The organism is Gimesia algae, from assembly GCF_007746795.1.
In the GTDB taxonomy this organism is placed as follows: Bacteria; Planctomycetota; Planctomycetia; order Planctomycetales; family Planctomycetaceae; genus Gimesia; species Gimesia algae.
This window is the reverse complement of the sequence record NZ_CP036343.1, coordinates 2,512,612-2,535,323: the sequence shown is the minus strand read 5'-3', so window position 1 is coordinate 2,535,323 and position 22,712 is coordinate 2,512,612. Positions and strand designations below refer to the sequence as shown.

At 51.4% G+C, this 22,712-nt stretch carries 18 protein-coding genes; 12 read left to right on the top strand and 6 right to left on the bottom strand.

Features of this window, described 5'->3' with window-relative positions:
- The first annotated feature begins 66 nt into the window (after nucleotides 1-66).
- The gene (locus tag Pan161_RS09205; protein ID WP_315851561.1) at nucleotides 67-1,380 is read left to right on the top strand and encodes an IS4 family transposase; all 1,314 of its coding nucleotides are present in this window, start codon (nucleotides 67-69) and stop codon (nucleotides 1,378-1,380) included.
- A gap of 50 nt (nucleotides 1,381-1,430) precedes the next feature.
- On the opposite strand, the gene Pan161_RS09200 is transcribed toward Pan161_RS09205, so the two are convergent.
- The gene (locus Pan161_RS09200; protein ID WP_145226080.1) at nucleotides 1,431-1,922 is read right to left on the bottom strand and encodes a carboxymuconolactone decarboxylase family protein; all 492 of its coding nucleotides are present in this window, start codon (nucleotides 1,920-1,922) and stop codon (nucleotides 1,431-1,433) included.
- 122 nt (nucleotides 1,923-2,044) lie between these two features.
- Here Pan161_RS09200 and pdxR point away from each other — a divergent pair, with 122 nt between their 5' ends.
- Together pdxR and Pan161_RS09190 are read left to right on the top strand one after the other, a co-directional pair.
- Nucleotides 2,045-3,526: a MocR-like pyridoxine biosynthesis transcription factor PdxR gene (gene pdxR, locus Pan161_RS09195; RefSeq protein ID WP_145226078.1), complete on the top strand. Its 1,482-nt coding sequence runs from the start codon at nucleotides 2,045-2,047 to the stop codon at nucleotides 3,524-3,526.
- Between the two features lie 453 nt (nucleotides 3,527-3,979).
- On the top strand, nucleotides 3,980-4,255 hold the full coding sequence (locus Pan161_RS09190) for a hypothetical protein (protein WP_145226076.1): 276 nt from the start codon (nucleotides 3,980-3,982) through the stop codon (nucleotides 4,253-4,255).
- Nucleotides 4,256-4,461: 206 nt separating this feature from the next.
- Here the strand turns inward: Pan161_RS09190 and Pan161_RS09185 are convergent, their stop codons facing one another.
- The gene (locus tag Pan161_RS09185; RefSeq protein ID WP_145226075.1) at nucleotides 4,462-5,949 is read right to left on the bottom strand and encodes a hypothetical protein; all 1,488 of its coding nucleotides are present in this window, start codon (nucleotides 5,947-5,949) and stop codon (nucleotides 4,462-4,464) included.
- Nucleotides 5,950-6,597: 648 nt separating this feature from the next.
- Between Pan161_RS09185 and Pan161_RS09180 the strand changes: the two genes are divergently transcribed.
- Nucleotides 6,598-6,921: a hypothetical protein gene (locus tag Pan161_RS09180; RefSeq protein ID WP_145226073.1), complete on the top strand. Its 324-nt coding sequence runs from the start codon at nucleotides 6,598-6,600 to the stop codon at nucleotides 6,919-6,921.
- A gap of 343 nt (nucleotides 6,922-7,264) precedes the next feature.
- On the opposite strand, the gene Pan161_RS09175 is transcribed toward Pan161_RS09180, so the two are convergent.
- Entirely contained in the window at nucleotides 7,265-8,884 is a 1,620-nt protein-coding gene (locus Pan161_RS09175) for a TolC family protein (protein WP_145226071.1), read from the bottom strand.
- A gap of 71 nt (nucleotides 8,885-8,955) precedes the next feature.
- Nucleotides 8,956-9,363: a hypothetical protein gene (locus Pan161_RS09170; RefSeq protein WP_145226069.1), complete on the bottom strand. Its 408-nt coding sequence runs from the start codon at nucleotides 9,361-9,363 to the stop codon at nucleotides 8,956-8,958.
- Between the two features lie 362 nt (nucleotides 9,364-9,725).
- On the opposite strand from Pan161_RS09170, the gene Pan161_RS09165 reads away from it, so the two are divergent.
- Both Pan161_RS09165 and Pan161_RS09160 read left to right on the top strand, forming a co-directional pair.
- Complete coding sequence (locus Pan161_RS09165; protein ID WP_197995795.1) at nucleotides 9,726-11,159, top strand: sulfatase family protein; 1,434 nt, start codon at nucleotides 9,726-9,728, stop codon at nucleotides 11,157-11,159.
- Between the two features lie 183 nt (nucleotides 11,160-11,342).
- Nucleotides 11,343-14,351, top strand: coding sequence for a PVC-type heme-binding CxxCH protein (locus Pan161_RS09160; protein WP_145226066.1), 3,009 nt, complete (start codon nucleotides 11,343-11,345; stop codon nucleotides 14,349-14,351).
- A 28-nt stretch (nucleotides 14,352-14,379) separates the two neighbouring features.
- Here Pan161_RS09160 and Pan161_RS09155 read toward each other — a convergent pair whose 3' ends face one another.
- Nucleotides 14,380-15,159, bottom strand: a complete 780-nt coding sequence (locus Pan161_RS09155; RefSeq protein WP_197995794.1) for a helix-turn-helix transcriptional regulator — start codon at nucleotides 15,157-15,159, stop codon at nucleotides 14,380-14,382.
- Nucleotides 15,160-15,319: 160 nt separating this feature from the next.
- Here Pan161_RS09155 and Pan161_RS09150 point away from each other — a divergent pair, with 160 nt between their 5' ends.
- The 6 genes from Pan161_RS09150 to Pan161_RS09125 all read left to right on the top strand — a co-directional run bounded on the left by Pan161_RS09150 (nucleotide 15,320) and on the right by Pan161_RS09125 (nucleotide 21,932).
- Nucleotides 15,320-16,288 (top strand): DUF1559 domain-containing protein, encoded by a 969-nt coding sequence (locus Pan161_RS09150; protein WP_145226062.1) that lies wholly within the window; start codon nucleotides 15,320-15,322, stop codon nucleotides 16,286-16,288.
- Between the two features lie 2 nt (nucleotides 16,289-16,290).
- Complete coding sequence (locus Pan161_RS09145) at nucleotides 16,291-16,701, top strand: hypothetical protein (protein WP_145226060.1); 411 nt, start codon at nucleotides 16,291-16,293, stop codon at nucleotides 16,699-16,701.
- Between the two features lie 60 nt (nucleotides 16,702-16,761).
- Nucleotides 16,762-17,649, top strand: a complete 888-nt coding sequence (locus tag Pan161_RS09140) for a dihydrodipicolinate synthase family protein (protein ID WP_145226059.1) — start codon at nucleotides 16,762-16,764, stop codon at nucleotides 17,647-17,649.
- A 53-nt stretch (nucleotides 17,650-17,702) separates the two neighbouring features.
- The gene (locus Pan161_RS09135; RefSeq protein WP_145226057.1) at nucleotides 17,703-19,508 is read left to right on the top strand and encodes an exo-alpha-sialidase; all 1,806 of its coding nucleotides are present in this window, start codon (nucleotides 17,703-17,705) and stop codon (nucleotides 19,506-19,508) included.
- A gap of 39 nt (nucleotides 19,509-19,547) precedes the next feature.
- On the top strand, nucleotides 19,548-20,570 hold the full coding sequence (locus Pan161_RS09130; protein WP_197995793.1) for a bile acid:sodium symporter family protein: 1,023 nt from the start codon (nucleotides 19,548-19,550) through the stop codon (nucleotides 20,568-20,570).
- A gap of 180 nt (nucleotides 20,571-20,750) precedes the next feature.
- Nucleotides 20,751-21,932 (top strand): fasciclin domain-containing protein, encoded by a 1,182-nt coding sequence (locus Pan161_RS09125; RefSeq protein WP_145226053.1) that lies wholly within the window; start codon nucleotides 20,751-20,753, stop codon nucleotides 21,930-21,932.
- A 65-nt stretch (nucleotides 21,933-21,997) separates the two neighbouring features.
- On the opposite strand, the gene Pan161_RS09120 is transcribed toward Pan161_RS09125, so the two are convergent.
- Complete coding sequence (locus Pan161_RS09120) at nucleotides 21,998-22,618, bottom strand: GntR family transcriptional regulator (RefSeq protein WP_145226051.1); 621 nt, start codon at nucleotides 22,616-22,618, stop codon at nucleotides 21,998-22,000.
- Nucleotides 22,619-22,712 lie beyond the last annotated feature (94 nt).

Sequence of the window (22,712 nt, the reverse complement as noted above, 5' to 3'; positions counted from 1 at the left end):
ACGCAAACTCTTTCACAACAACAGGCAGTGCCATTCGTTCCTGACACCTTTTAAGCATGCGATGCCATTTACACACCGGCAATCACTCTCTGGGCGTTAATCTCTCAGGTGTTCTTTTCCGGCGAGCAACGCAGCTGTAAGGCAGCCGTCATCCGTGTTGCCAGCTTATGGGCGGCGCTGGGCCGACGGGTCTGCAGCACGAATACCGGTGCTTACTGTCGGGCGCGACTCAAACTGTCCTTTACCGCCATCCGTGAGATCGTCCGGCAACTTGCCGCTGATGCCGAAGCGGCCTGTGACCAGAACAGTGTCCTGTCCCGAGAACAGTCGGCGGCGCGCCTCAGTCCTTCCAGCGTCGCCGATGTGAAATCACGGAGCACCGGCGGTCGCATTCTGCTTGTCGACGGCTTCACCATCACGGCCGCCGATACGCCTGAGAATCAGCGGTCCTATCCGCAGAATCCGGCACAGAAGCCAGGGCTCGGGTTCCCCGTTCTCCGCTGCGTTTCTCTGATTTCGATGACTACCGGACTGCTGGTTGACCTGGTGAGCGGACCTTACAGCGGTAAAGGGAGTGGAGAAACAGCCCTGCTTTGGCAAATGCTCGATGTACTCCGGCCGGGAGATACTCTGGTGGCAGACTCGTATTACTGCACGTACTGGCTGGTGAGTGCTTGCCATGCGCGGGGCGTTCAGATCCTGATGAAGAACCATCACCTGCGAGACGATCATCCGCAAACCGCACGCCGACTGAACAAGCGAGAGCGCCTGGTGACATGGTTACGTCCCCCCGTCCGTCCTGCCTGGATGGCCCGTCAGGAATACCGGCGACAGCCGCTGACACTCACTCTGCGCCTGGTCGATGTGCAGGTCAGTCAGCCGGGGTATCGCGTCAAAACGTTTACGATTGCCACCACGATCACAGATCGGAAAGCATGCCCGGCGCGCTGGATCGCCGCCGTGTATCAGAGCCGCTGGCTGATCGAACTGGACATTCGCAGTATCAAGTGTTCTCTGGGCATGGATATTCTGCGTGCAAAGTCTCCGGCCATGGTGCTCACCGAACTCTGGTCATGTCTGCTGGCGTACAATCTGATTCGATTGAAGATGCTGCAGAGTAGCCTGGCGACAGGCCGAGATCCACGCTCGCTCTCGTTTACCACCACTCAGCAGATGCTGGCTGCGAATTGGTTGCTGGGCGCGGTTACAAAAACGACTGAGGAATTAGCCACACTCGGACAGCAGGTCCCCTGCAGCGAACGTGTAGGGCATCGCATCGGCCGAACAGAACCCAGGGCTAATAAACGTCGAACCAAAGTGCTGGCTTTGCTGAAGCAACCAAGATACCATTACCATCAACAAAGAAAAGCAACCGTATGAACGCAAACTCTTTCACAACAACAGGCAGTGCCATTCGTTCCTGACACCTTTTAAGCATGTGCCAGTTCGTTGCGTTTGGCGCGGAGGAGCTGATCGATGAAGCCGTGATCGGTGTGGAAGGCGATGCCCAGTCGATTCCAGGTGTTGATCATGCCGACGGCGAGTGTGAGTTCGCTGATGCCGGCTTCGCCCCAGGCGTCGAGGGTGGCCTGGTACAGGTCATCGTTGATAAAGCGGGTGTCGGCGATTTTGGTCAGGGTTTCTGCCCAGCGAAAAGCGGCTTTTTCCTGATCGGTGAAGCAGGGGGCTTCTTCCCAGACGGCGGCCTGGTTGATGCGTTCGGGAGTCTCTTCCAGTAAGCCGAGAACCTGGGTGTGGTAATTCACACAGAAAGAACAGCCGTTGATTTGTGAGGTGCGCAGGCGGATCAGTTCCAGGAGTTTCGGGCCGAGCGTGGTGTGCTCGAGCAGTTCTTCGATGGCCATCAGGTGCTGGGCGGCTTTGCCGACATGTTTGTAATAATTGACGCGGGTTCCGGACATGATTTCCTCTCCTTAATGTATCAGTGAAATTGTCAGAATGAGCTGCTTGTGATGCTGTGATTATACCAGTACGATGGACCCGTTAAAGAACCACTTTGGGTTAATCGGATGGGGCCACTTTGATGAGCCGACGCGCGAAAGAACGATTCGAATTTGAAGCGATTTTTATCGAGAAATCGGCGGATGTAAGCCAGTATCAGCAGCTGGAAGATCAGATTCGCGAGGGGATTTCCAGCGGAAAGCTGACGCCGGGATCGCGGGTGCCTTCCAGTCGCAAGCTTTCGCAGATGCTGGGGGTGTCGCGGAATACGGTGCTGACCGCGTATGAGCAGTTGATTTCCGAAGGCTACCTGGAATCGGAAAGCGGTTCGGGAACGCAGGTCTCCCTGTTTCCTCCTGAAGCGTTTGAATTTGGTAATGTGAGTGGGACGCAGACGCAGGAGTATGATTTCAAAGCGTCGCTCTCGACTTCGGGGAAACTGCTTGATGAGTATGCAAGTTGGATGCCGGAATTTGCTTCGCAGGCGGAACCGTTCCGTCCGCATCTGCCTGCGGTGAAAGAGTTCCCGCGGGCGGCGTGGAATCGTCTGGCGAATGAACAGGCCCGCTGGTCGATGCGGCATCTGGAACAGTGTGATGCCCAGGGGTATGAACCGTTGCGGGCCGCGATTGCCGAGTACATGGGGGTTTCGCGGGGTGTCTCCTGCAGTAAGGAGCAGGTGATTATCACGTCGGGGGCGCAGCAGGGATTGAACCTGGTGACACAGGTTCTGCTGGAGCCACGTGATGAGATCTGGGTAGAAGAGCCGGGCAACGCACCTGCCAACCAGTTACTGGAACTGCTGGGATTCAAAATTGTCCCCGTGCCCGTGGATCGGGAAGGGATTGACCTGACGCGGGTACCCGCGCGGAAGAAATCTCCGAAGCTGATGTATGTGACGCCGGGCGGACAGTGGCCACTGGCGATGACGATGAGTCTGAATCGGCGGCTGGAACTACTGGCGGAAGCAGAACGGCAGCAGAGCTGGATTATCGAGGATGACTATAATGGCGAGTTTCGGTACACGGGACGTCCGCATCCGGCACTTTGCAGTCTGGATCAGCGCGGCAGAACGATTTATATGGGTTCTTTCAGCAAGCTGCTCTTTCCGGCAATTCGGCTGGGGTTCCTGATTGTGCCTGAACAGCTCGCAGGTGCTTTTGCGTACGCCCGCTGGTTGAACGATCGGTTCTCGCCGCCGTTGATGCAGATGGTGCTGCATCGATTTATCGAATCAGGTCAGTTCCTGAAACACATTCGACAGATGCGATCGTTATACCATACGCGTCAGACGTGCCTGTATGACTCATTAAAGAGCGAGTTCGGGGATCAGCTTGACCTGGAACCGCCCGAATCGGGCATGCATCTGGTGGTGCAGGGTAAGACGGCGAAACAGGACCGGGCTCTGATGGACGCTGCGAGGCGGGCCGGTTTGGAATTTCATCCGGTGCACATCTATGCCCGGGAACCGAAACAGGCCCGCGGGCTGATCCTGGGCTTCGCGGCTTTTGACGAGAAGTCGATCAGAAAAGCGGTCCGCGCCTGGGCTGCGGTGCTGAAGTGATTGAATAGGGACCACGGATGGCTTTTAACGCGGTTCAAGAAAATTAATTGCTACCACGAAAAGCACGAAACCACCCATTGTTTGTTTTGTGCGGTTTCGTGTTTTTCGTGGTAGAAAAATCTGATTTAGATGTTTCATTCTGTTTCCATTGTGTGTGATACCGGGGCGATACTTGCCAGGCGGGCGGACGCATGGGGCACGCAGTATGATGAACCGGTGGGATATGTTGTTTTGAATTGTGCGATTGCCCTGACAGTTTCCTGTTGTCTGCGACAACCCCGGATTGCATCCGGGGCCACCCTTTTCTTTTACATTAACCGTAGGGTGTTAGCCGCGGTTTATACTAATCTGGGGAAACAAATCACAGCGATTCCACCACTTCTTCCAGGTGATCTTTTACAAATAACATGATGGAGAACAGAACAGAATTAAGAAGGTGTCGCTGGTATATTCTTGAAACCCCATTTTTTATATGAGATCGAGATGGTTGAGAATGAGCAAGAATTCAGAGATACAATAAAAATTTTATTGCAGTCTGACGACGGGATTGCAATAGAATCCGAGGGAACTGTCTATATACGCTCGCTGGAAGGATGTCAGATAGTAGCGGGAATTCTTGGTGATGCTGGAGGAATTTCATACGAGAAAGAATTTGCGGAGAATATAGATGTTGCAATTGAATACTTCTGTGCAGAACGTAACCTTCGCAATCACGGTTCCGTGTCGTGAGAAGGTGGTTGAATAGGAACCAATATCAGCCGCAGTTTATATCTATTTTTTACTACCACTTATTGTTACCACGAATAACACAAAACCACCCATTGTTTCTTTCGTGCGGTTTTTCGAGGTAGTAAAATCCTGTTGGGTGGAATTACAAAGGTGTCTTCGTCAATAATTGTCCGTAACCAGCTGTAGAATCTTTTTTTTCTCTGATATCAGTTTCTACTTGAGTTGTTCGGAGAGTTTGAAGGTGTTTTTTTCTCGGTGACCGCTTTGGGGTACGTAGCAATGTTAATGACCCTACCGAAGTCAGGATTGTTTTGATCGGTGAGGAAGTTCCATTGATAGGTTTCGACATCGAAGCGAATAATATTTCTCTTTTGAGAATCACGATTTGCGATTGTTATTATTTCCTTGAAAAATGCTTGTTGCGCTTCTGGTGCTTTTATTAAAACGAATCTGTATCGTGAGTCGGCAACGGCGCCAATCCACTTTTCGAGGCGTGCTTCTTCCTTGTGTCCGTCTTCATAAACTGCCCAAACTTTTTTATAATGAATCAAACCATCTGTCTGCGTGTTGCTATACATTTGCATTGCCGTTGCGGGGTAGTACTCGATCCGTGATAACCAGCAGATACTTAACCCCAACGTCATAAATATAAGCACGCTGAAGTATTTTTTGTGCAGTCTGCGTCGTTGCGTTTCGCTCAGTGGATCGTGATTTACTGTATTTATCCCACGCCACGCTTGCGGGACCCACTCACTGAGGTTGTAAAATACAGCCTGAATTAGAATGAGGTCGAAGAACAAAATACCTTGGAAAAACAATATCCCAAGATGCATTCCCACTGTTAGCATCGGTATCACGAATCGGGCGCGTTTTGAGAATAGGACCAGGCCGTAAAGCGACTCTGCCACGACAGCGGAGATGCCCAGGGCTGAAAAGACGAAGACCGGCAAGCTGGCAATTTCGTGTTCGAGCCCCCACTCGAAGTGCATGGGATTGAGCGTATCAGTCATGACGATTCTTTTCAAGTTGGCACCGTGCCACCACCAAAAACCACCGTTACGGATTTTACTAATGCCTGCCATTACATATGCACTGGCGATGACGGCCCAGCATAAGTAGCGGGACCAGCCATAAACGGCCAAAGGTAAAATCGCGTCCGCCGTTTTTTTTCTGGAAAAGTGTTGATCAACCGACAATCCATGTCCGCAGGGCATGAATGACAATGCGATGCCAACCAGTATTGGTACCAGGCCTGTATGATAGTAATTAAAATGTTCTCGCAAAATTCCAGCGTGGATTAAGACAAGAATAGTGGCACACGGAACGCTTAACCGCGTCTTAAATCCGACCATTGCAAAGACGAGGAAGGTGAGGGTTACAATTTTCAGAGCGAGAAGTTTAGTGTAGCTGGCATAGACAGAGCCCCAATCCGGTATCATGTGAAGCAATGACATAATGCCCATTTTAGTCCGCAGTTGTGCAGGAAGATGGGATACGCTTGGCAGGTCTTCCCAGGCGACGTTCATGACCAAAATCATAAATACCCAAAATCGGATCGCGCCAAGAGCTTCAGGGCTTGCTTCACCCACAAAGTGATCAAAATAATTAACGCCCAGACGTTTCGCCATAAGCATAATTGCATAAGCCACAGTCAGCGGAATTAACACGAGTATAAGGACGGTAATTGGGTGCAATCTTTGTTTCCTTGCTTTGAATATAGATCTGATTGATTCGGTCTTTGATCTATTATTTTTGGTGCAGAGTGTCCCTGGTTCGGAAAACTCTCGGCTCGAATTTCAAGCCTCAGACCATCTGTTTATCGGTAACCGGCAACGGGATCTATTAAACAGGGATTTCCCATTTGGGTTGAGGGAAGAACAAATCCAGACTAATAAAACACCTATGCAGAGTCAAACTTTCAAAGGTTTTTCCGACATTTTCTGACCACTGTTCAGTTTTGCCCCCCGGATGTGCATTGAGTCCTATGATCCAGTCATCACACCATGTTGCATTCGAGGGTAATCGTATCTGAAAATTCCCCATGTCCATAAATTCGAATCTGTTCTTCAACAGACAGTTCCGAAGACCGAGATCCAGCCTTCCTGTAGACACGCACGGCTCCTCGATTGCGGAGCGAAGGCCACACAATACGTTAGACGGTGTCCAGTTATACTGTAGCATCTTTGAGGCCATTTGTACCGAGTATCTAGATTGAGAGACGCTATGGTTACATGGGATTTGCTCCAGGTAGATGAAGAAGGTGTCAGTGGTTCGGGATTTTCATCTGCGGGGGCTGGTGTGCTTTTTTTATAATGATGTTTGAACTCTGAAATGAGAGGGTTGTGCCAGCACTTTTGGACGAGCCAACCAACAGAATTATTTCTACCACGAAAAATACGAAACTTCACGAAAAAGGATTGGGTTGGATGCCAGGTTCTGAGTGTATTGGGTCACTTTTTAATAATGCTTTCGTCTGGATGGTCGGGGCATTCGGCGTTTCTCATATGGCAGGTTTTTGCTTCGTTTTGAATCGGTTATTGGATATTCTGTTCGAGGATAAATCTTATGCAAGGGCGCGGGGGCATCAAGTGGAGATGGGGAATGAAGTGGCGATATGGGTTGATACCGGGACGATATATTGCGATGTTGAGGTGGTGCCGGGATGAAGGGCTGCGAAGTGCGGCGACCCGCAGGCATACACCACGAACGAGTGTGAATATGCGAACTGATAATCTGGAAAAAACAGGCTCATTTGTAGTGAAGAACGAGAGCAGGTGGCTCGTGTTTCAGTGCACTGTAAACTGGGCACGCGCGCGACTCAGTTCAACGCATAATCGCCGGCGGCGCGACGGGGTCAAGTGCAGTATGAGCAGTCGAGGTGATCCGATTCTCAGCAGGGCAGATTATGCAGGTGTTTCAGAATTGATATGGAGAGGAGAGAGACAGCAATGAACTTTCACGACCAGGTCTGATGTGTTGACCTGGTCGTGTGGAAATGATCAACGGAGACTACTGACCGCTGAGGGCCTGTCCGCGGTTGCTGGTGCCGCCAACACCCTGGGAGATATCCTGGACACTGTTTAAACCGCCCGAGAGGACCATGCCATTGACGCCGACTTCGGACTGTCTCAGGTTGATCAGCGAATTGACATAACTGATGTTGGTTTCGAAGTAGGTGCGACGTGCGGTTAAGACACGCAGGAAGTCAAACTGCTGACTTTCGTAACCCTGGGTGGTGAGATCGAGGTTTTTCTGGGCGCGGGGCAGGATGTCTTCCCGATAACGTTCGACCTGTTTCAGCGATTTCTTGTAGTCGCGGTACGCTTTGGAGAGTTCGACTTTGAGAGAGAGCTGAAGGCGTTCGACTTCTTTGACGGCGCGATGGTATTCGGAGTTGGCTGTTTCAATATTCCCCTGGTTGCGGTTGAAGATGGGGATGGGTAGACCGATCTGGACGTTCGCGATATCAGAGCCTGTGGCATTGTCGTGGGCGGCACCGATCTGGGCGAGGACATTCGGCATGGCCTGGACATCCTGACGGGCGATCTGGGCGCGGGCCCGATTGACTTGTGCACACGCCGCCTGGATTTCCGGGCTGTTGGTGACAAGGTTGCTGTATGCTTCGTCCCAGTCCCATTTCACGGTATCGACGTCGAGTTCTCCGCTGAATGAATAATAGGAAAGGTCTTCATGGCCGACGAGGCTTGCGAGCTGCTGTTTGGCAGATTCGAGATCGTACTCGGCGTTCTGACGCAGGATGCGAACTTCTCCCAACTGGACTTCGGCCTGCAGGATATCGGGCTGAGCGGCCTGACCTGCTTTATAAAGCGACTGTGCAATCTCGACGCCGGCATCCGCAACTTTCTCCAGTTTCAAAGTGATTTCCAGCCGTTTCTGGGCACCGAGGGTGGCGTAGAACTGCGATTTGACATCGTTACTGACGCGAAACCGCTGCGCTTCCAGTTGCCAGGAGAGGGACTGCACATCGTGATGGGCGACATCCTGGTTGAGTTGCAGCTTGTTGCCTCGCACGTAAGTCTGGCTGAAGAAGGCTCCCTGCTGACCGGCTCTGCCATCGTTTCCAATTTCGTTACCGGAATATCCGAAGACGGGGTTGGGACGCAGGCCGACCTGGGTTTTGATCCCCTCGGCTTTATAGACGACCGCGTTCGCTTCCGCGAGCGTGGGGTTCGATTCCATCGCCATCTGCAGCAGGGTGTCCAGATCGAGGTTCATAGAGATCAGGTCCGGTTCAGCCGGTGTGTTTTCATCAGCGCCTATTCCGGGAGCAGGGGGGATGGTTGTGCTTTTGGGTTGAAATCCGGTCTGGAGGAATTGATCGGCTTCACTGGAAATATCGTCCAGCGGAATGATGATGTCCTGATCAGCCTGTTGCGTTCTGCTGTTTTCGGTGACTTCTGAACGAGAGGCATCAGCGAGTTGGTTTGACTTTGAGACCTTCTTCTTAACCGTCTTTTGAGACGATGGGGGAGTGTCTTCCTGCTGGACAACATCAATACTGGCAGGCGTCTTGTGTTTAGTGACAGTCGTCTCACTGAAGTGGGCGCAGGAGACCAGGCAAGAGCATGGCAGGACCATGCAGAACCGAATCAGTCGTGAATGAATCATGGAAGATTCCTTACATCGTTACTTTTCAGGGGAGAAGAATTAGATCAGACACAAACGGAGTTGTGCCCGGTTTAAATGAGATGCCTCCCCAGGGCTGTGACGATGGAGCATTGATTTTTATAAGTATCATTCGGCGGCCCGATTCTGATTATGGCGAGTTCAAAGGTTTGATCGCCGGAAGCCAGCAGGCTGCTTAAACAGCACAGGTTCGGGTTCTGTAACCGAGGTGTTTTGTTGGGAGTCAGGACCAGATTTCGCTTCACCCCACAAACGCAAAACGGGCAGTGTGAGTCGGGAATTTGATGAGCGGTTTCAAAAGCCGGATTGGCGTGGCCATGATGGTGACAGACATGAGTTGCCTCCCAATGTGCATCCGGCTCATGATGATGACTGCAGCAGGCTGCGCAGGGCACGAGCGTCTGTATGAGTATCGTCACTGCAAAGCAGAGACAGATCAATTTGTTAAACCACTGTCTCATCCTGAGATCCTGGCTATGAGTAAGAGAATACGAATCCTCTTCTCTGATCGGTTCTTCGGATTATGCTTGATAAACCCGTTCTCCCGTTTCGAACTGCAGCAGGGGTTTCAAGGGCCGTCTCATGGGAGCAACCCGTATAACCGGCATGACCTGTATGGGGTTTTGTTGTGTGAATGTACAGTTTGTGGTGATGTGCTGGTTCCCGAGGTCTGGAAGACCAGATAGGAATCCGATCAGGTTACTGTTTCATCAAAGCTACCAGTTTACTTGATTCACCCGAGCAGTCTGATACAGTGAAGTTTCAACTTGTTCGTCAGTGTGCTCAGACAATGATTATTGAATCTCAACCAGGAGCAGTTTTCGTGAAACGTTTTCCCCGGTTTGTCATGCTGCAGGCTCTGGTCTGGTGTGTTCTGATTGTCTGTTCGACTCTGAATGTGGTTTCTGCGAAAGAAGCCCCGACGCAGCCTAATATGGTTGTGGTTCTGGTGGACGACCTGCGTTGGGACGAGATAGGGTGCATGGGGCATCCGTTTGTGCGGACGCCGCATATTGATCGGATTTCTCGCGAGGGGGCCCGGTTCCGGAATGCCTTCTGTTCGACGCCCCTCTGTTCTCCCGTGCGAGCCTGCCTGTTGACGGGGCGGTACACGCACAACCATGGTATTTTCGATAACATCAACCGCAGCGAACACAGTCATACGCTGAAAACATTTCCGCAGGAACTTCGAAAAGCAGGTTATGCGACTGCCTATGTGGGCAAATGGCATATGGGCAATGATGATACAGCCCGCCCCGGTTTTGATCACTGGGTAAGTATGAAGGGGCAAGGGACATCGTTTGATCCGACGTTGAATATCAATGGCAAGCGGATTCAGATCAAGGGGCATACAACGGATGTGCTGAATCAGAAGGTGAATGAATTCGTCAAAGCGCAGGGTGAGACACCGTTCTGTCTGTATATTGCACACAAGGCGTTGCATCCGGAACTGACGCAACGCGACGATGGCAGTATTACCGATCCCTCCGCAGCGAAGTTCATGCCCGCCAAGCGACACGAAAAACTGTACAGCGATGATGCGATTCCCCGTCGTTTGAATGTGGTGGACACGCTCGAAGGCAAACGAGCATTAAAACGAAGTGTGGCCGGGCTGCCGCCATTAAGTCAGAAGACGGGTACCAGTGATGAAGTGATCCGCGATCGACTGCGGATGCTGGCCGGCATTGATGAAGGGGTGGGTTCGCTCTGCAAACTGTTAGAGTCGCAGGGAAAACTTGACGACACGGTATTTGTCTTCACCAGCGATCACGGGTACTGGTATGGCGAGCATGGTTTGAGTGTGGAACGGCGGCTTCCTTATGAAGAGGGGATTCGCGTGCCTTTACTCGTGCGTTATCCGCCTCTGATCAAAGCGGGCACGCTGATCGACGAATTTGCGGTGAGTGTGGACCTGGCGCCGACGATGCTGGATCTGGCGCATGTCAAAACGGATCAGACGTATGATGGTCGCAGCCTGGTTCCGTTGCTCAAAGGGGAGCATCCGGCGGACTGGCGGCAGTCGTTCCTGGTGGAGTACAACAGTGACACCGTGTTTCCGCGGCTGGTCAAAATGGGTTACACGGCGGTTCGCACGCCTCGGTGGAAGTATATTCAATTCAATGAACTGGATGGGATGAACGAACTCTACGACGTGCAGCATGATCCGTATGAAATGCAGAACCTGATCAACGATCCGGCGGCGAAAGAGACGGTCAAACAGCTGCAGGCGGAGCTGAAACAACTGATGAAGGATTAACGGATTTCTGAATACAAATAGTAAAATGTATCAGCGGATACTGATTTGTAGAAAATGGATCAGTTTCTGCATCACATGCTTCAACTTGCTATGATCCCTGCTTTATAATGCAGAAAACTTATAAATTAGGGATCTTAAATAAAGTCCCTTTCCCGCCTCCTGAGCCTTCAACAGGATTGATTCATGCCTGCCTCTATTGCTGCCTCGCGTTTCCGTCTTTCTGTGTTCGCATTCGCTCTCATTTCGATTCTGTTGACGGGACTGACGCTGACCGTTCAGTCGGCAGATAAATCCGAGACCAAACCCAAGGTCGATTATTCCGCGGAGATGCCTCGGATACTGCCGCTCACGCCGGAAGAGGCGGTCGAGTCATTCAAGATCCATCCTGATTTTGAGATTCAACTGGTGGCGGCAGAACCTCTGGTACGCGATCCCGTTGCGATGTGCTTTGATGCCCGCGGTCGTGCGTACGTTGTGGAAATGCCGGAATACAATGATGCGAATAAGGAGGGCTACAGTTCGGTCAAACTGCTGGAAGATACCGACGGCGATGGCCGATTCGACAAGAGCTACCCGTTTCTGTCTGACATGACATTACCGACCGCTGTTTTCAGCTACAAAGGGGGCGTCTTTGTCGGGGCACCGCCTTATGTGTATTACTGTGAAGACACAGATGGTGACCGCATTGCTGATGTGCGTGAAGTGGTGATGACAGGATTTGGTCGCGATAAAGGCGATGAGGGAATGATTAACTCCTTCCGCTGGGGGCTGGATAACAAAATCCATTTCTCGACAGGCATTGATGGCGGTAATGTGACTCTCGCCGCTGATGAGAACAAGAAAACATACAATACCAAGGGGCGGGGCGTGATTCTGGACCCCGAAACCCGCACGATTGAACTGACGACTGGCGGCGGACAGCATGGCATGAGCCTGGGGAACTGGAACCGTGAGTTTGTCTGTGCCAACAGTATCCCGATGCAGGTGCTGATGTACGATGACCGATATATCGCCCGTAATCCTTACCTGGCACCGCCGGCAGCTCCGGTTTCGATTGCGCCGGGGGGGAAGTTCACGAAGCTGCTGCGTATCAGTCAAGTGGAACCGTGGCGTGTGCTGCGGTCCCGGATTCGTGCAGCAAGTGAGCGGGGTGACTATGAAAAAGGTCAGCCTTCCGGTTTCTTTACCGCGGCGACGGGGATCACGGTTTATCGTGGGGGAGCCTGGCCTGCGGAATATCAGGGAAATCTTTTTGTCGGCGAACCGGCGAACAATCTTGTTTATCGTGCAGCTCCTCAGCCGGACGGACTGTCGCTGGTGGCTCCGCGTGCTGACCAGGATGCGGAGTTTCTGGCTTCGACGGATGTCTGGTTCCGACCGGTTCAATTTGAGAATGGACCTGAAGGCGCGCTTTACGTTTTAGACATGTATCGTGAATTGATTGAAGGTGCTCCTTTTATTCCAGAGGAAGTGATCAAGCATCTGGATCCGGTGGGGGGACAGGACAAGGGGCGAATCTATCGCATCGTTCCGAAAGGATTTCAGCAGCCTCAGCAAGCCGATCTGACGAAGCTTAGTTTACAGGAACTGGTTGAATTACTGGAAAGTGATAATGGCTGGACGCGCGATACGGCTCAAAGGTTGTTGTATGAACGTCAGGATACGTCAATCGCCGCAAATCTGAAACAGCTGGCGACCGGCTCCTCAAAACCGATTACGCGGGCGACGGCACTCTGGTCCCTGGAGGCTTTGAAATCATTAGATGAATCTACATTACTGAAAGGGCTGCAGGATGAAAGTTTCCAGGTCCGCAAGCAGTCTTTAAAAATTGCCGAACAGTCTGCTGGCGCGAAAGCAATTCAACAGCAGATGATTGCTCTGGCTAAAGATCCTTCACTGGAAGTGCAGTATCAGGCTGCATTCTCGCTGGGGGCATTTGAATCGTTGGCACGCAACGCAGCGCTGGCGGATCTGCTGGAGCGTCATGCTGCCAATCAATGGATGCGGATGGCGGTACAGAGTTCGCTGGATCAGGGAGCCGGTGATGTTTTTGAAATTCTGTTAGCGAACCCCAAGTCACTGGATGACAAACGGATTGAGCCTTTTCTGATTGACTTAGCCGTCCAGATTGGCGCTCAGAAAAATGAGGAGAGTGTAAGCAGCCTGTTGGTTTCGATTGCCGTTCTGCCTGAATCGCATCAGAAGCTGGCGGAGATTCTGTTCCGTAATCTGCTCTCTCGTGCCTCCAATGAGACAAAACAGGTCGTTGCGAAATCTAACAGTGATCAAATCGCGAAACTGCTGAAAGGGATGATGCAGACCGCGATCTCTCAGGCGACGAATGGTAAAGCAGTGGTGAAAACACGCGTAGCAGCCATTCCGACTTTAAGTATCGGATCATTCGATGAGACGCAACCGGTTTTTGAGGAATTGCTTTCCGTGCAACAGCCTCTGCCGGTTCGCCAGAAAGCGATCACGGCGCTGGGGCTGATCAACGATAATCGCGTGGCGGAACTGCTGATTGAAGCCTGGCCTGGCCTGAGTCCTCAATTACGGATGAGTGCCGTCGAGACGCTCTTTTCCCGTAAGCCATGGCTGGTCAGTTTGTTGGAGGCAGTGAAGGCGGGCGATATCAATCCAGGTGATATTGGTCCTGACCGTGTGCAACTGTTGAAGACGAATCAGGACAAAACGGTCAAGAAAATGGCAGAGTCCCTGTTTGATAATGAGCGATTGACTGGGCGTTCCGATGTGATCAAAGAGTATCAGTCCTCTCTGAAACTCAAGGGGAGTGCTGCCAACGGGAAGCTGGTCTTCAAGAAATCGTGCTCGGCCTGTCATCGCCTGGAGAATGTCGGCATACAGTTGGGAGCCGACCTGAAAGCGATTAAAGACCGGGGGACGGAAGCCGTGTTGCTGAATATTCTGGACCCCAACCGGGAGGTGAAGCCGCAGTATGTGACCTACCTGCTGGTAACCACGCAGGGGAGAACGATTACGGGTCTGATCAAAGAGGAAAACGCGAACAGCATTACGATCGCCCGGGCGGATGGCACGAGTGATACTGTGTTGCGGATCGACATTGATGAGCTGATCAGTTCGCGTCTGTCATTCATGCCTGAAGGAATGGAAAAACAGATCAACAAACAGGAAATGGCCGACCTGCTTGCCTATTTGAATTCGATTAAATAACGGCTTGATCGGGTGATGTAGAATAAATTCAGTTCATGATCCGAGTGAAACAGGCACGGAATTCACGGGGACCCAGTCCAAACCGGCGCCGAAAATGAATGGTGAATCGGGATGGATCGGCATATCCCAGACGGCGGGCGATTTCCTGAATCGGTTTGTCAGAGCGTTGTAGCAGCTGGGCCGCCTTTTGCATACGGAGTTCAATCAGATAATCGCTGAAGCTCAAGCCGAGTTTATCGCGAAAGAGTCTTGCCAGATGACCGGGGCTACAGCAGGCAATTTTCTGAGCCAACTCCGGCAGACGAATCGGTTCATGAAAATGGAATGCCAGAAATGCACATGCGCGAGAGAGAGGATCGCGAGGGAGAGACTGATCGTCAGTCGCATCAGCCAGTCGAAACCAGACTGCATCCAGATGCGCCAGCGCTTCCTCTTCTGCTTCCTCGGGATGCCCGGCGGCGATCGCATCGACCAGGGGACGATGCGATTCAAACAGGACGGCGAGATCAGGCCAGCATTGTTCGAGGGTTTTAATCCGAAATGTATTCTGCGCTTCAAATGCTGCCAGCCAGGATGATTTCAGGCCGGGGACATCTGCCAGCTCAATGATCGTTTGATGCAGCCGACGATCTGCGGTGGCAAACCGCCGGTAATTACCGGCGTCAGATGCCCGTTTGAGATCGATAAACTGTTTGAGCAGGCCTTGAGGATCACTGCCTTGTTTGATCTGGAACGCAGCACACCTCGCTGCAAAACCTTCCAGCGTCGCCCGGAGTTCGGTAACCGATTTCATCGGGCTCTGAGTCATTTCCATACTTTCCCGTTTCCAAAACTATGTGAATTCGCGCGCCGGGCTGCATCTATGCAATATTGTATCGACTATAACCACCCGTAGAATGAAAGACTTGAAATAATACAGTGTTTTAAATGAATCGCACGGACTCTCCTTTTAATAAAGGCGCTCGCTCATGTCCAGGAAATGTCGTGGATTTACGCTGATTGAACTACTCGTTGTTATTGCCATTATTGCAATTTTGATCGCCTTGCTGCTTCCGGCGGTCCAGCAGGCCCGCGAGGCAGCACGTCGATCTGATTGTAAGAACCGCCTGAAGCAGATCGGGCTGGCTTTACACAACTATCACGAGACACATCGCTGTTTTCCACCAGGGTCGATAGTGACCAGCTCAAGTTGTCCGCCTGCGGGATCAGCTCGACGCGGGGCGACCTGGACGATTTTGATTCTCCCGTTTCTTGATGATGTTCCCCGCTACAATAACTTTAACTTTGAAGGCACCTTTGCCGGGATCGCTAACGAATCGGCACATACTAATGAATCGGAACAGATTCGCCCGAATTCCAAATTCCAATGCCCGACGGACCCGAATGCTGCTACCAGTGAACCGAATACTAATTATCGAGGAGTGCAGGGGGGCGGTGGTGAATCACAGGCTTTCTGCACGGCTGGAACAGCCAGTAATCGTCGTTTGTTTTACAAGAATGGCATGTTGTATATCAATTCCAATGTCAAGATGCGGGATGTCATCGATGGTACATCGAATACTTTTCTGGTGGGGGAATCCCGCTGGTGGTTTGCGGTAGGGCAAAATTCACCGTATGGCACTTACTTTACCTGGGCCTCCAGTACACGAAATGCGGGTGGTTCCAGTCATGTGAATGTGGTCGCGAGTGCAACAGACCCGATCAATGCCCCGCTGGTTGATTATTTTCCTTCCGATGGTCCTTATACAAATCATCCCGCCGGGATCGGTGCTGTCGTCGGGACGCACACGCGTTGTTTTGGCAGCTGGCATCAGGGGGGCACGCACTTCGCGCTGGCAGATGGTTCCGTGCATTTTATTGGCGAAAATATAGATCTGAGTGTCTATCGCCAGTTAGCCCAACGGGCCGATGGTCTTCCGCTGGGAGGGCTGCAATAGCCATGCCTGTTCAATGGATGTGGAAGCTCGCTTTAGCCAGCTGCAGTCTGCTCTTGTTGTCAGGCTGTCAATCGGCTGCAGACGGACCTGAGCGATTTACTCTGACCGGGACCGCATATTTCAAGGGAGAGCCGATTCCTTTCGGACGGATTTTACTCCAGCCTGATAACGAACAGGGAAACAAGGGGCCTGCCGGTGTAGCCGATATCAAAAACGGTCAGTTTGACACTCGTGAAGGAAAAGGGCATGTCGGAGGACCGCATCAGGTTCTGATTATGGCTACTGATGGAACACAACCTGCTTCGGCTGATGTAGATAATTCACTCTTTGCTCCAGTCAAATTAAGTGTGACACTGCCCCAAGAAAATACAACCTACGATTTTATTATCCCCGAAGAAACACAACGTCTGTGATTGCAGATTTGGGGATTTCCCTGTCGCCCAGGCATTTCATTTTAATTAAAGAGCACGCGAATGTACGAAGAGCTATTTGGTATCATCCCTCCCCTGGTCACTCCCTTTCGAGCAGATGGTTCGATCGATGAAGGAGCCTTACGCACAGAAACGGAATATCTGATTGCGACTGCCAAAGTACACGGACTGGCGGTTTGTGGCAGTACAGGAGAAGGGCATACCCTGTCAACAGAAGAAACACGTCTGATTACTTCCGTTGTCATTGATACTGCTGCGGGGCGCGTGCCCGTCATTACCGGCATCATTGCTAACAGCACCGCTGCCGTGATTGAGCGGGGGCGGGCAGTCAGAGACCTGGGGGTTGCTGCGCTTCAAGTCACTCCCGTGCATTATGTTTTCCGTCCGAATGATGATGCGATGGTTCGGCATTTCGATGAAATTGCGGCTGCTACTGAATTACCAATCATGATTTATAATGTTGTACCCTGGACGTATCTTTCTCCTGAATTACTGACTCGGATCATTGATGAAGTAGAAGGTGTGATTGGTGTCAAGCAAAGTGCAGGTGACATGAAACTGCTGGCGGACCTGCTACTGATGTCGGGAGATCGTGCGCGGATCATGTCGGCCGTCGATGCCTTGCTGTATCCTTCTTTCGCGCTGGGAGCGGTAGGCTCTATCGCTGCGATACTGACTGCCGCACCCACTCTGTGTGTCGAACTCTGGGACGCGGTTCAGGCGGGCAATCACAAAAAAGGGCTGGAACTGCATGAAAAGCTGCTTCCCATCTGGAATGCCATTTTCGATGATAACCTGCCTGCCAATACCCGCTATTGCATGGAATTGCAGGGGCGCGAGGGGGGGATTCCCCGTCCGCCGATGCCGGTCACTTCCATTGACCAGAAAGGTCCTATTCGGGAAGCGTTACTGAATGCGGGGTTGATTTAGAGTAAGATACAGGAAACCTTCAATCGAACTAATTCACTTTGAAAGAACCTCATATGAAACCTGTGCTCGTCCTGCTCATCTTGCAGTTGTTACCGCTTCAGGCATTCGCAGCCGAAGATCTGCTCTATCTAAGTGGATTTGAATCCGATCAGGTCGGGGCGGTTCCCGCGGGGTGGTCTGTTTTTCTGCCGAAAACTTCACCCAACGTCAAAGTCGTCGCGCAGGGGGCAGAGGAATCGAACCATGCCTTGAAAAGCGTGCGTTCGAAATCGGGAGGTTTGACGGCGATCACCAGACCGTTTTCTCAGCCACAACAGAGAATAATGATTGAGCTTTCGTTCGCATTTTCTCCCGGAGCCGGGCGTTCTTTGAATCTGTGGACCTTCGCACCGGAAGGCACTGATGCCAGCCAGTTGAACCTGTGTATTCAAAAGGGCAAACTGCAACAGTATGATGGTCGCACACGTTCGTGGCGCGTGATCTCAAAGGACGTGGAACCCTCAACAGATCCGACAGATCCGATCTGGCATCGCCTGCGTATCCTGGTAGATGCTAAGCAACCTGGCATTGATTTCTGGTTATCGAAACCGGGAGAGCTGACCCTGCCTGTTTCTCGCACAGGAACTCTGCACGCCTACCGCACTGATCTTGATCTGGCGGGCCTCGCGCTGGTTTCGGGGACGCGTCTGGCGCAGGATGCGTGGTATCTGATTGACGATCTGGAAATCAAAGGGGGCGCTCAACTGCCAAGTCCTGGTAAGGTTGAACCCTTGCCCGAGCCGATTGCTCTGTGGAGTGGACCACCCATTCCCGCTGATCTGGAAAAGATTCCTTTTGTACCGGAAATGACCCATCAGACAATTCATCGCGCTGAAAAAGATGGCTATAAATTTCTGCATGGTGCCGCCATCATTGCTCATAATGGTGTCTTATATGCAAACTGGGCCAACAGTCCGACTAATGAGAATGGACCGCATGAGACGCTGCAGGGCAGGCGTTCTGAAGATGGCGGCAAGACCTGGTCGGAGTTGGAAGTCATCGGGCCAGGATTTGAAGGACCAGACCGACACAGCCATGGCATTCTGCTGAAACATCAGGGGAAGTTATGGACGATCTGCAGTCGATTTGGAGTTGGTAAATCAGCAAAACGATTTCCCGGTCTGAGGGGTGAGGCGTTTGTACTCAATGAAAAAAATGATCGCTGGGAATCAAAGGGCATTGTCATGCAGAACTGCTGGCCTTACGATGAACCGGTTCGCATGCCCGATGGGAATCTGATTACCGGCGGACAGGATCAGGATGGACTGCCTGTCGTTGCCATCAGCCATGGTGATGATCTTTTGCATTGGGATACAGTTCTGATTCCCTTCCCTCCTGAGCTTTCACCCTCTTTTGCAGAAACCACCGTCGCTGTTGACGGGAAGAATGTGCGGGCGATTATTCGAGGGGGCGGTGGAACGGCCTGGGTTTCCATCAGTCAGGACAATGGCCGCAGCTGGTCCAGCGCACGGCCTGCCAATTTGCCCATGCCGCGTGCCAAGGCGTACCTGGGAACACTTAGTACCGGGCAGCAGTATCTCGTATCCAATCTGAAGAACAGAGATACGCTGGTGATTTCCGTCAGCAAGCCAGGCGAATCCACGCTCAGCCAGATGTGGAGAATTCGCCATGGAAAATCGGAGGCCCCGCGCTTCAAAGGGCTCGCGAAAGGTAAGCAATGGTCTTATCCTTATGCTCATGAGTATGATGGCAAGCTGTATGTCGTGTACTCGATCGGGAAAGAAGACTGTGGCTTGTCGATTCTACCAATCACATCTCTACAGGTTGGCTCAACGGCTACAGATGGTAACGCAGAATAGTGACTGGACCAGTTTCAGCTGGAAGAAGGGACTGGCTTCGTGAAACAGAAATTATTCCGCCTGATACAAATTCCATTTACTCTCTGGGTGCTCCTGTTTGCTGTCAGTGGCTATTATTTTCCCTGGCTATATGACTGGAATCACGGGGGCTGGGAACCACGTCAGGCAATTGTGCCGCTGGTGCAGGTGATTATGTTCGGGATGGGCGTGTCGCTTTCGTTTGCCGATTTTCGTCGAGTATTAAAAATGCCTCGCGCGGTTTTGATCGGTGTGATTTGCCAGTTTTCGATCATGCCTTTTCTGGCATGGATTTTTGTGGTTCTATTTCAACTGCCCACGGAAGTTGCTGCCGGACTGATTCTGATCGGATCGTGCCCGGGAGGAGTGACTTCTAATGTGATCGCCTACATCGCCCGGGCCAATGTTCCCTTATCTGTCACGATGACGGCCTGCTCCACAATGCTTTCTCCGTTTCTGACACCACTATTGATGGAGTTCTGGGCAGGGCAGTATGTGCCGATCCCTGTGTTGCCGATGATGCGTTCGATTCTCTTCATGGTTCTGGTTCCTGTTCTGCTGGGTTTGTTTGTGAATCAGACTGCTCCCCGATTTATGAACAGGTTAGGAAAAATACTTCCGGGGATTGCCATGTTTTCGATCTGCCTCATCATTGCCATTACGATCGCGCTTGCCAGGCAGGAACTGGCTGCAGTCGGACTGGCATTATTTGCGGCAGCACTCTGTCAGAATGCAGCCGGTTATACACTGGGCTACTGGGCGGCCTGGTGCCTGAAGTTGAGTCACAAGGACTGTCGAACCGTGGCTTTTGAGGTGGGGATTCAGAATGGGGGCATGGCGACTGGCCTGGCGGTTAATGTTTTGAAAAACCCGGTTATTGCATTGGGTTCTGCTGTCTTCGGTCCCTGGAGTGCGGTCACCAGTTCACTCCTGGCATCCTATTGGAAACGCTGCCACCAATCTGAATTGGATCTGGATTTACAGCAGAACGGGTTGGAAACACCTGTATTAAATAATCTCTCTGAGGATTGCTCTGTTCCCTGATAAATGCTCGATGCAGATCATGGTTCGCGCATTTCAGAATTCTTTGCAAACGGCTGCTTGTCAAATAGCCTTCGTGTTCTAAGGTATTATTAGCTTGGAAACTGTAGTGGCCACTCATGTTTCACATTAGTAACTCAGAAACCGAGTCAATTATTTCTCATCACCCAAGGAGTCTGTTTGATGAATCGCTTGCTAAAGCAGTCAGCGGCTGTGGCCACCGCTTTTGCTGTCACATTATCAGCCACGCTGATTCAGGCCGCTGAAAAGAAAGATATCGTGGAAACTGCTGTTGAAGCAGGATCTTTTAAAACACTTGCCGCCGCTTTGGGGGCAGCTGATCTTGTTGGTGCATTACAGGGCAAGGGGCCTTTTACCGTACTGGCTCCCACTGATGCCGCCTTCAAAAAGTTACCAGCCGGTACCGTCGAAACATTATTGAAGCCGGAGAATAAAGATCAACTGATCGCCATCCTGAAATACCATGTGATTGCAGGTAAAGTACCCGCTAAACAGGTTATCAAACTGAAGGGAGCGAAAACGCTGAATGGCCAGCGAGTTGATATCACCGCTGGAGATGATAGTGTGAAGGTTGATGGGGCAACAGTCGAAGCGACTGATATCATGTGCTCCAATGGGATCATTCACGTCATCGATTCAGTAATTCTTCCCAGTGACAAAAATATTGTTACCACAGCAGTAGAAGCAGAAAAGTTTCAAACCTTAATTACTGCAGCCAAGGCAGCAGGCCTGGCAGGTGTTCTATCTGAGCAGGGACCATTTACCGTATTTGCTCCTACCGATGATGCGTTCGCAAAACTGCCGGAAGGAACGATTGCCTCCCTGTTGAAGCCAGAGAACAAAGACAAACTGGCTGCGATATTGAAGTATCATGTCGTCGCAGGGCGTGTTTACTCGGAAGATGCATTAAAAGCAGGGAAAGCGAAAACACTGCAGGGTAAACCAGTCATGATCAAAGTGGTGGATGGGGTTGCCAAAGTCAACAACGCCAAGCTTCTGGTCACCGATCTTGATGCTTCCAACGGTGTGATTCATGTAATAGATACTGTGATCATGCCTCCGGATGACAAGAAGTACAGCGCTTTAGAAGCCCGCGAGAAGATCAAGCATGCGGTGGCACGTGGAGCAAACCTGTATAATTGTGGGGACCATCACGCATCCACTAAGCTCTATCAGAACACGATGCATGATATTTTGAAAAGTATGGACAGCATGCCGACTGCAATTCGCATGAACATGAAACATGCACTGAATGAGTCGCAGCAGATGAACTGTGTTTCTCAACAGGCATGGCGACTGAGAAATGCTCTGGATCATGCTTATACAGAACTGTCCTCACTGTAAATCACTAAGCTGTAAATCGGGGCTCCCGTAGTTACTTCTTGTCTGGTAACTGCGGGAGTTCTTTTTTAATCGATATTGGAAATCAGAGCCTGCAGCGAGGGTTCCAGTTTGCCGGTTCGAAACATGGCGACAATCGCGACATGCTCGTAGTAGATTTTCATCGGGTCATTGGGTTTCTGGAATCCTGCCAGGAAATGCCGACGCAGTCGGGAGACGAGTGTGACCCAGATCGACATCAGTCCCTGCTCAGGTGATTTCGCAACAATCGACTGATGAAACTTGATATCGAGTTCTGTGAGTTGACTATAGTTCCTGGATTCGCAGGCGGCTCTCATTTCATCAAGTAGTTCATCCCACTCAAGAAAATCCTCTGCTGACAAATCGGTGAAGATGGACTTTAAAGCAAACGATTCCACTGTCTGCCGGAGTGGGATTACCAGTTCCTGCATGGATTCAGAAGAAGCAGGGGCCACGCGCATGCCACAGTTCGGTTTGGATTCGACCATCCCTTCGTGAGACAGTTGCTTGAGCGCCTCGCGAATGGGAGCCCGGCTGACCTGGAACCGTTCTGCTAAACTGACTTCTCTTAACGGCATGCCTTCTTCAAAGCGTCCCGTAATTATCTCCATCCGTAATTGCTCGACGATGTCCTGACTCTGGCTCGCTGTTGACTCGATCTGGGGCATGATGTTTCCTGGCTCATTTCAGACGGGGTGATTTTCTGGTATGTGCGTGATTAACCTATTCTGCATAATTGTGAACAATATTGCAATTCTTATT

Coding starts and splice junctions, on each gene's coding strand:
- Pan161_RS09120 (WP_145226051.1), bottom strand. CDS start 22,618: ATGCCCCAGATCGAGTCAACAGCGAGCCAGAGTCAGGACATCGTCGAG.
- Pan161_RS09150 (WP_145226062.1), top strand. CDS start 15,320: ATGTCCAGGAAATGTCGTGGATTTACGCTGATTGAACTACTCGTTGTT.
- Pan161_RS09135 (WP_145226057.1), top strand. CDS start 17,703: ATGAAACCTGTGCTCGTCCTGCTCATCTTGCAGTTGTTACCGCTTCAG.
- Pan161_RS09175 (WP_145226071.1), bottom strand. CDS start 8,884: ATGATTCATTCACGACTGATTCGGTTCTGCATGGTCCTGCCATGCTCT.
- Pan161_RS09125 (WP_145226053.1), top strand. CDS start 20,751: ATGAATCGCTTGCTAAAGCAGTCAGCGGCTGTGGCCACCGCTTTTGCT.
- Pan161_RS09145 (WP_145226060.1), top strand. CDS start 16,291: ATGCCTGTTCAATGGATGTGGAAGCTCGCTTTAGCCAGCTGCAGTCTG.
- Pan161_RS09200 (WP_145226080.1), bottom strand. CDS start 1,922: ATGTCCGGAACCCGCGTCAATTATTACAAACATGTCGGCAAAGCCGCC.
- Pan161_RS09160 (WP_145226066.1), top strand. CDS start 11,343: ATGCCTGCCTCTATTGCTGCCTCGCGTTTCCGTCTTTCTGTGTTCGCA.
- Pan161_RS09140 (WP_145226059.1), top strand. CDS start 16,762: ATGTACGAAGAGCTATTTGGTATCATCCCTCCCCTGGTCACTCCCTTT.
- pdxR (WP_145226078.1), top strand. CDS start 2,045: ATGAGCCGACGCGCGAAAGAACGATTCGAATTTGAAGCGATTTTTATC.
- Pan161_RS09170 (WP_145226069.1), bottom strand. CDS start 9,363: ATGAGACAGTGGTTTAACAAATTGATCTGTCTCTGCTTTGCAGTGACG.
- Pan161_RS09155 (WP_197995794.1), bottom strand. CDS start 15,159: ATGACTCAGAGCCCGATGAAATCGGTTACCGAACTCCGGGCGACGCTG.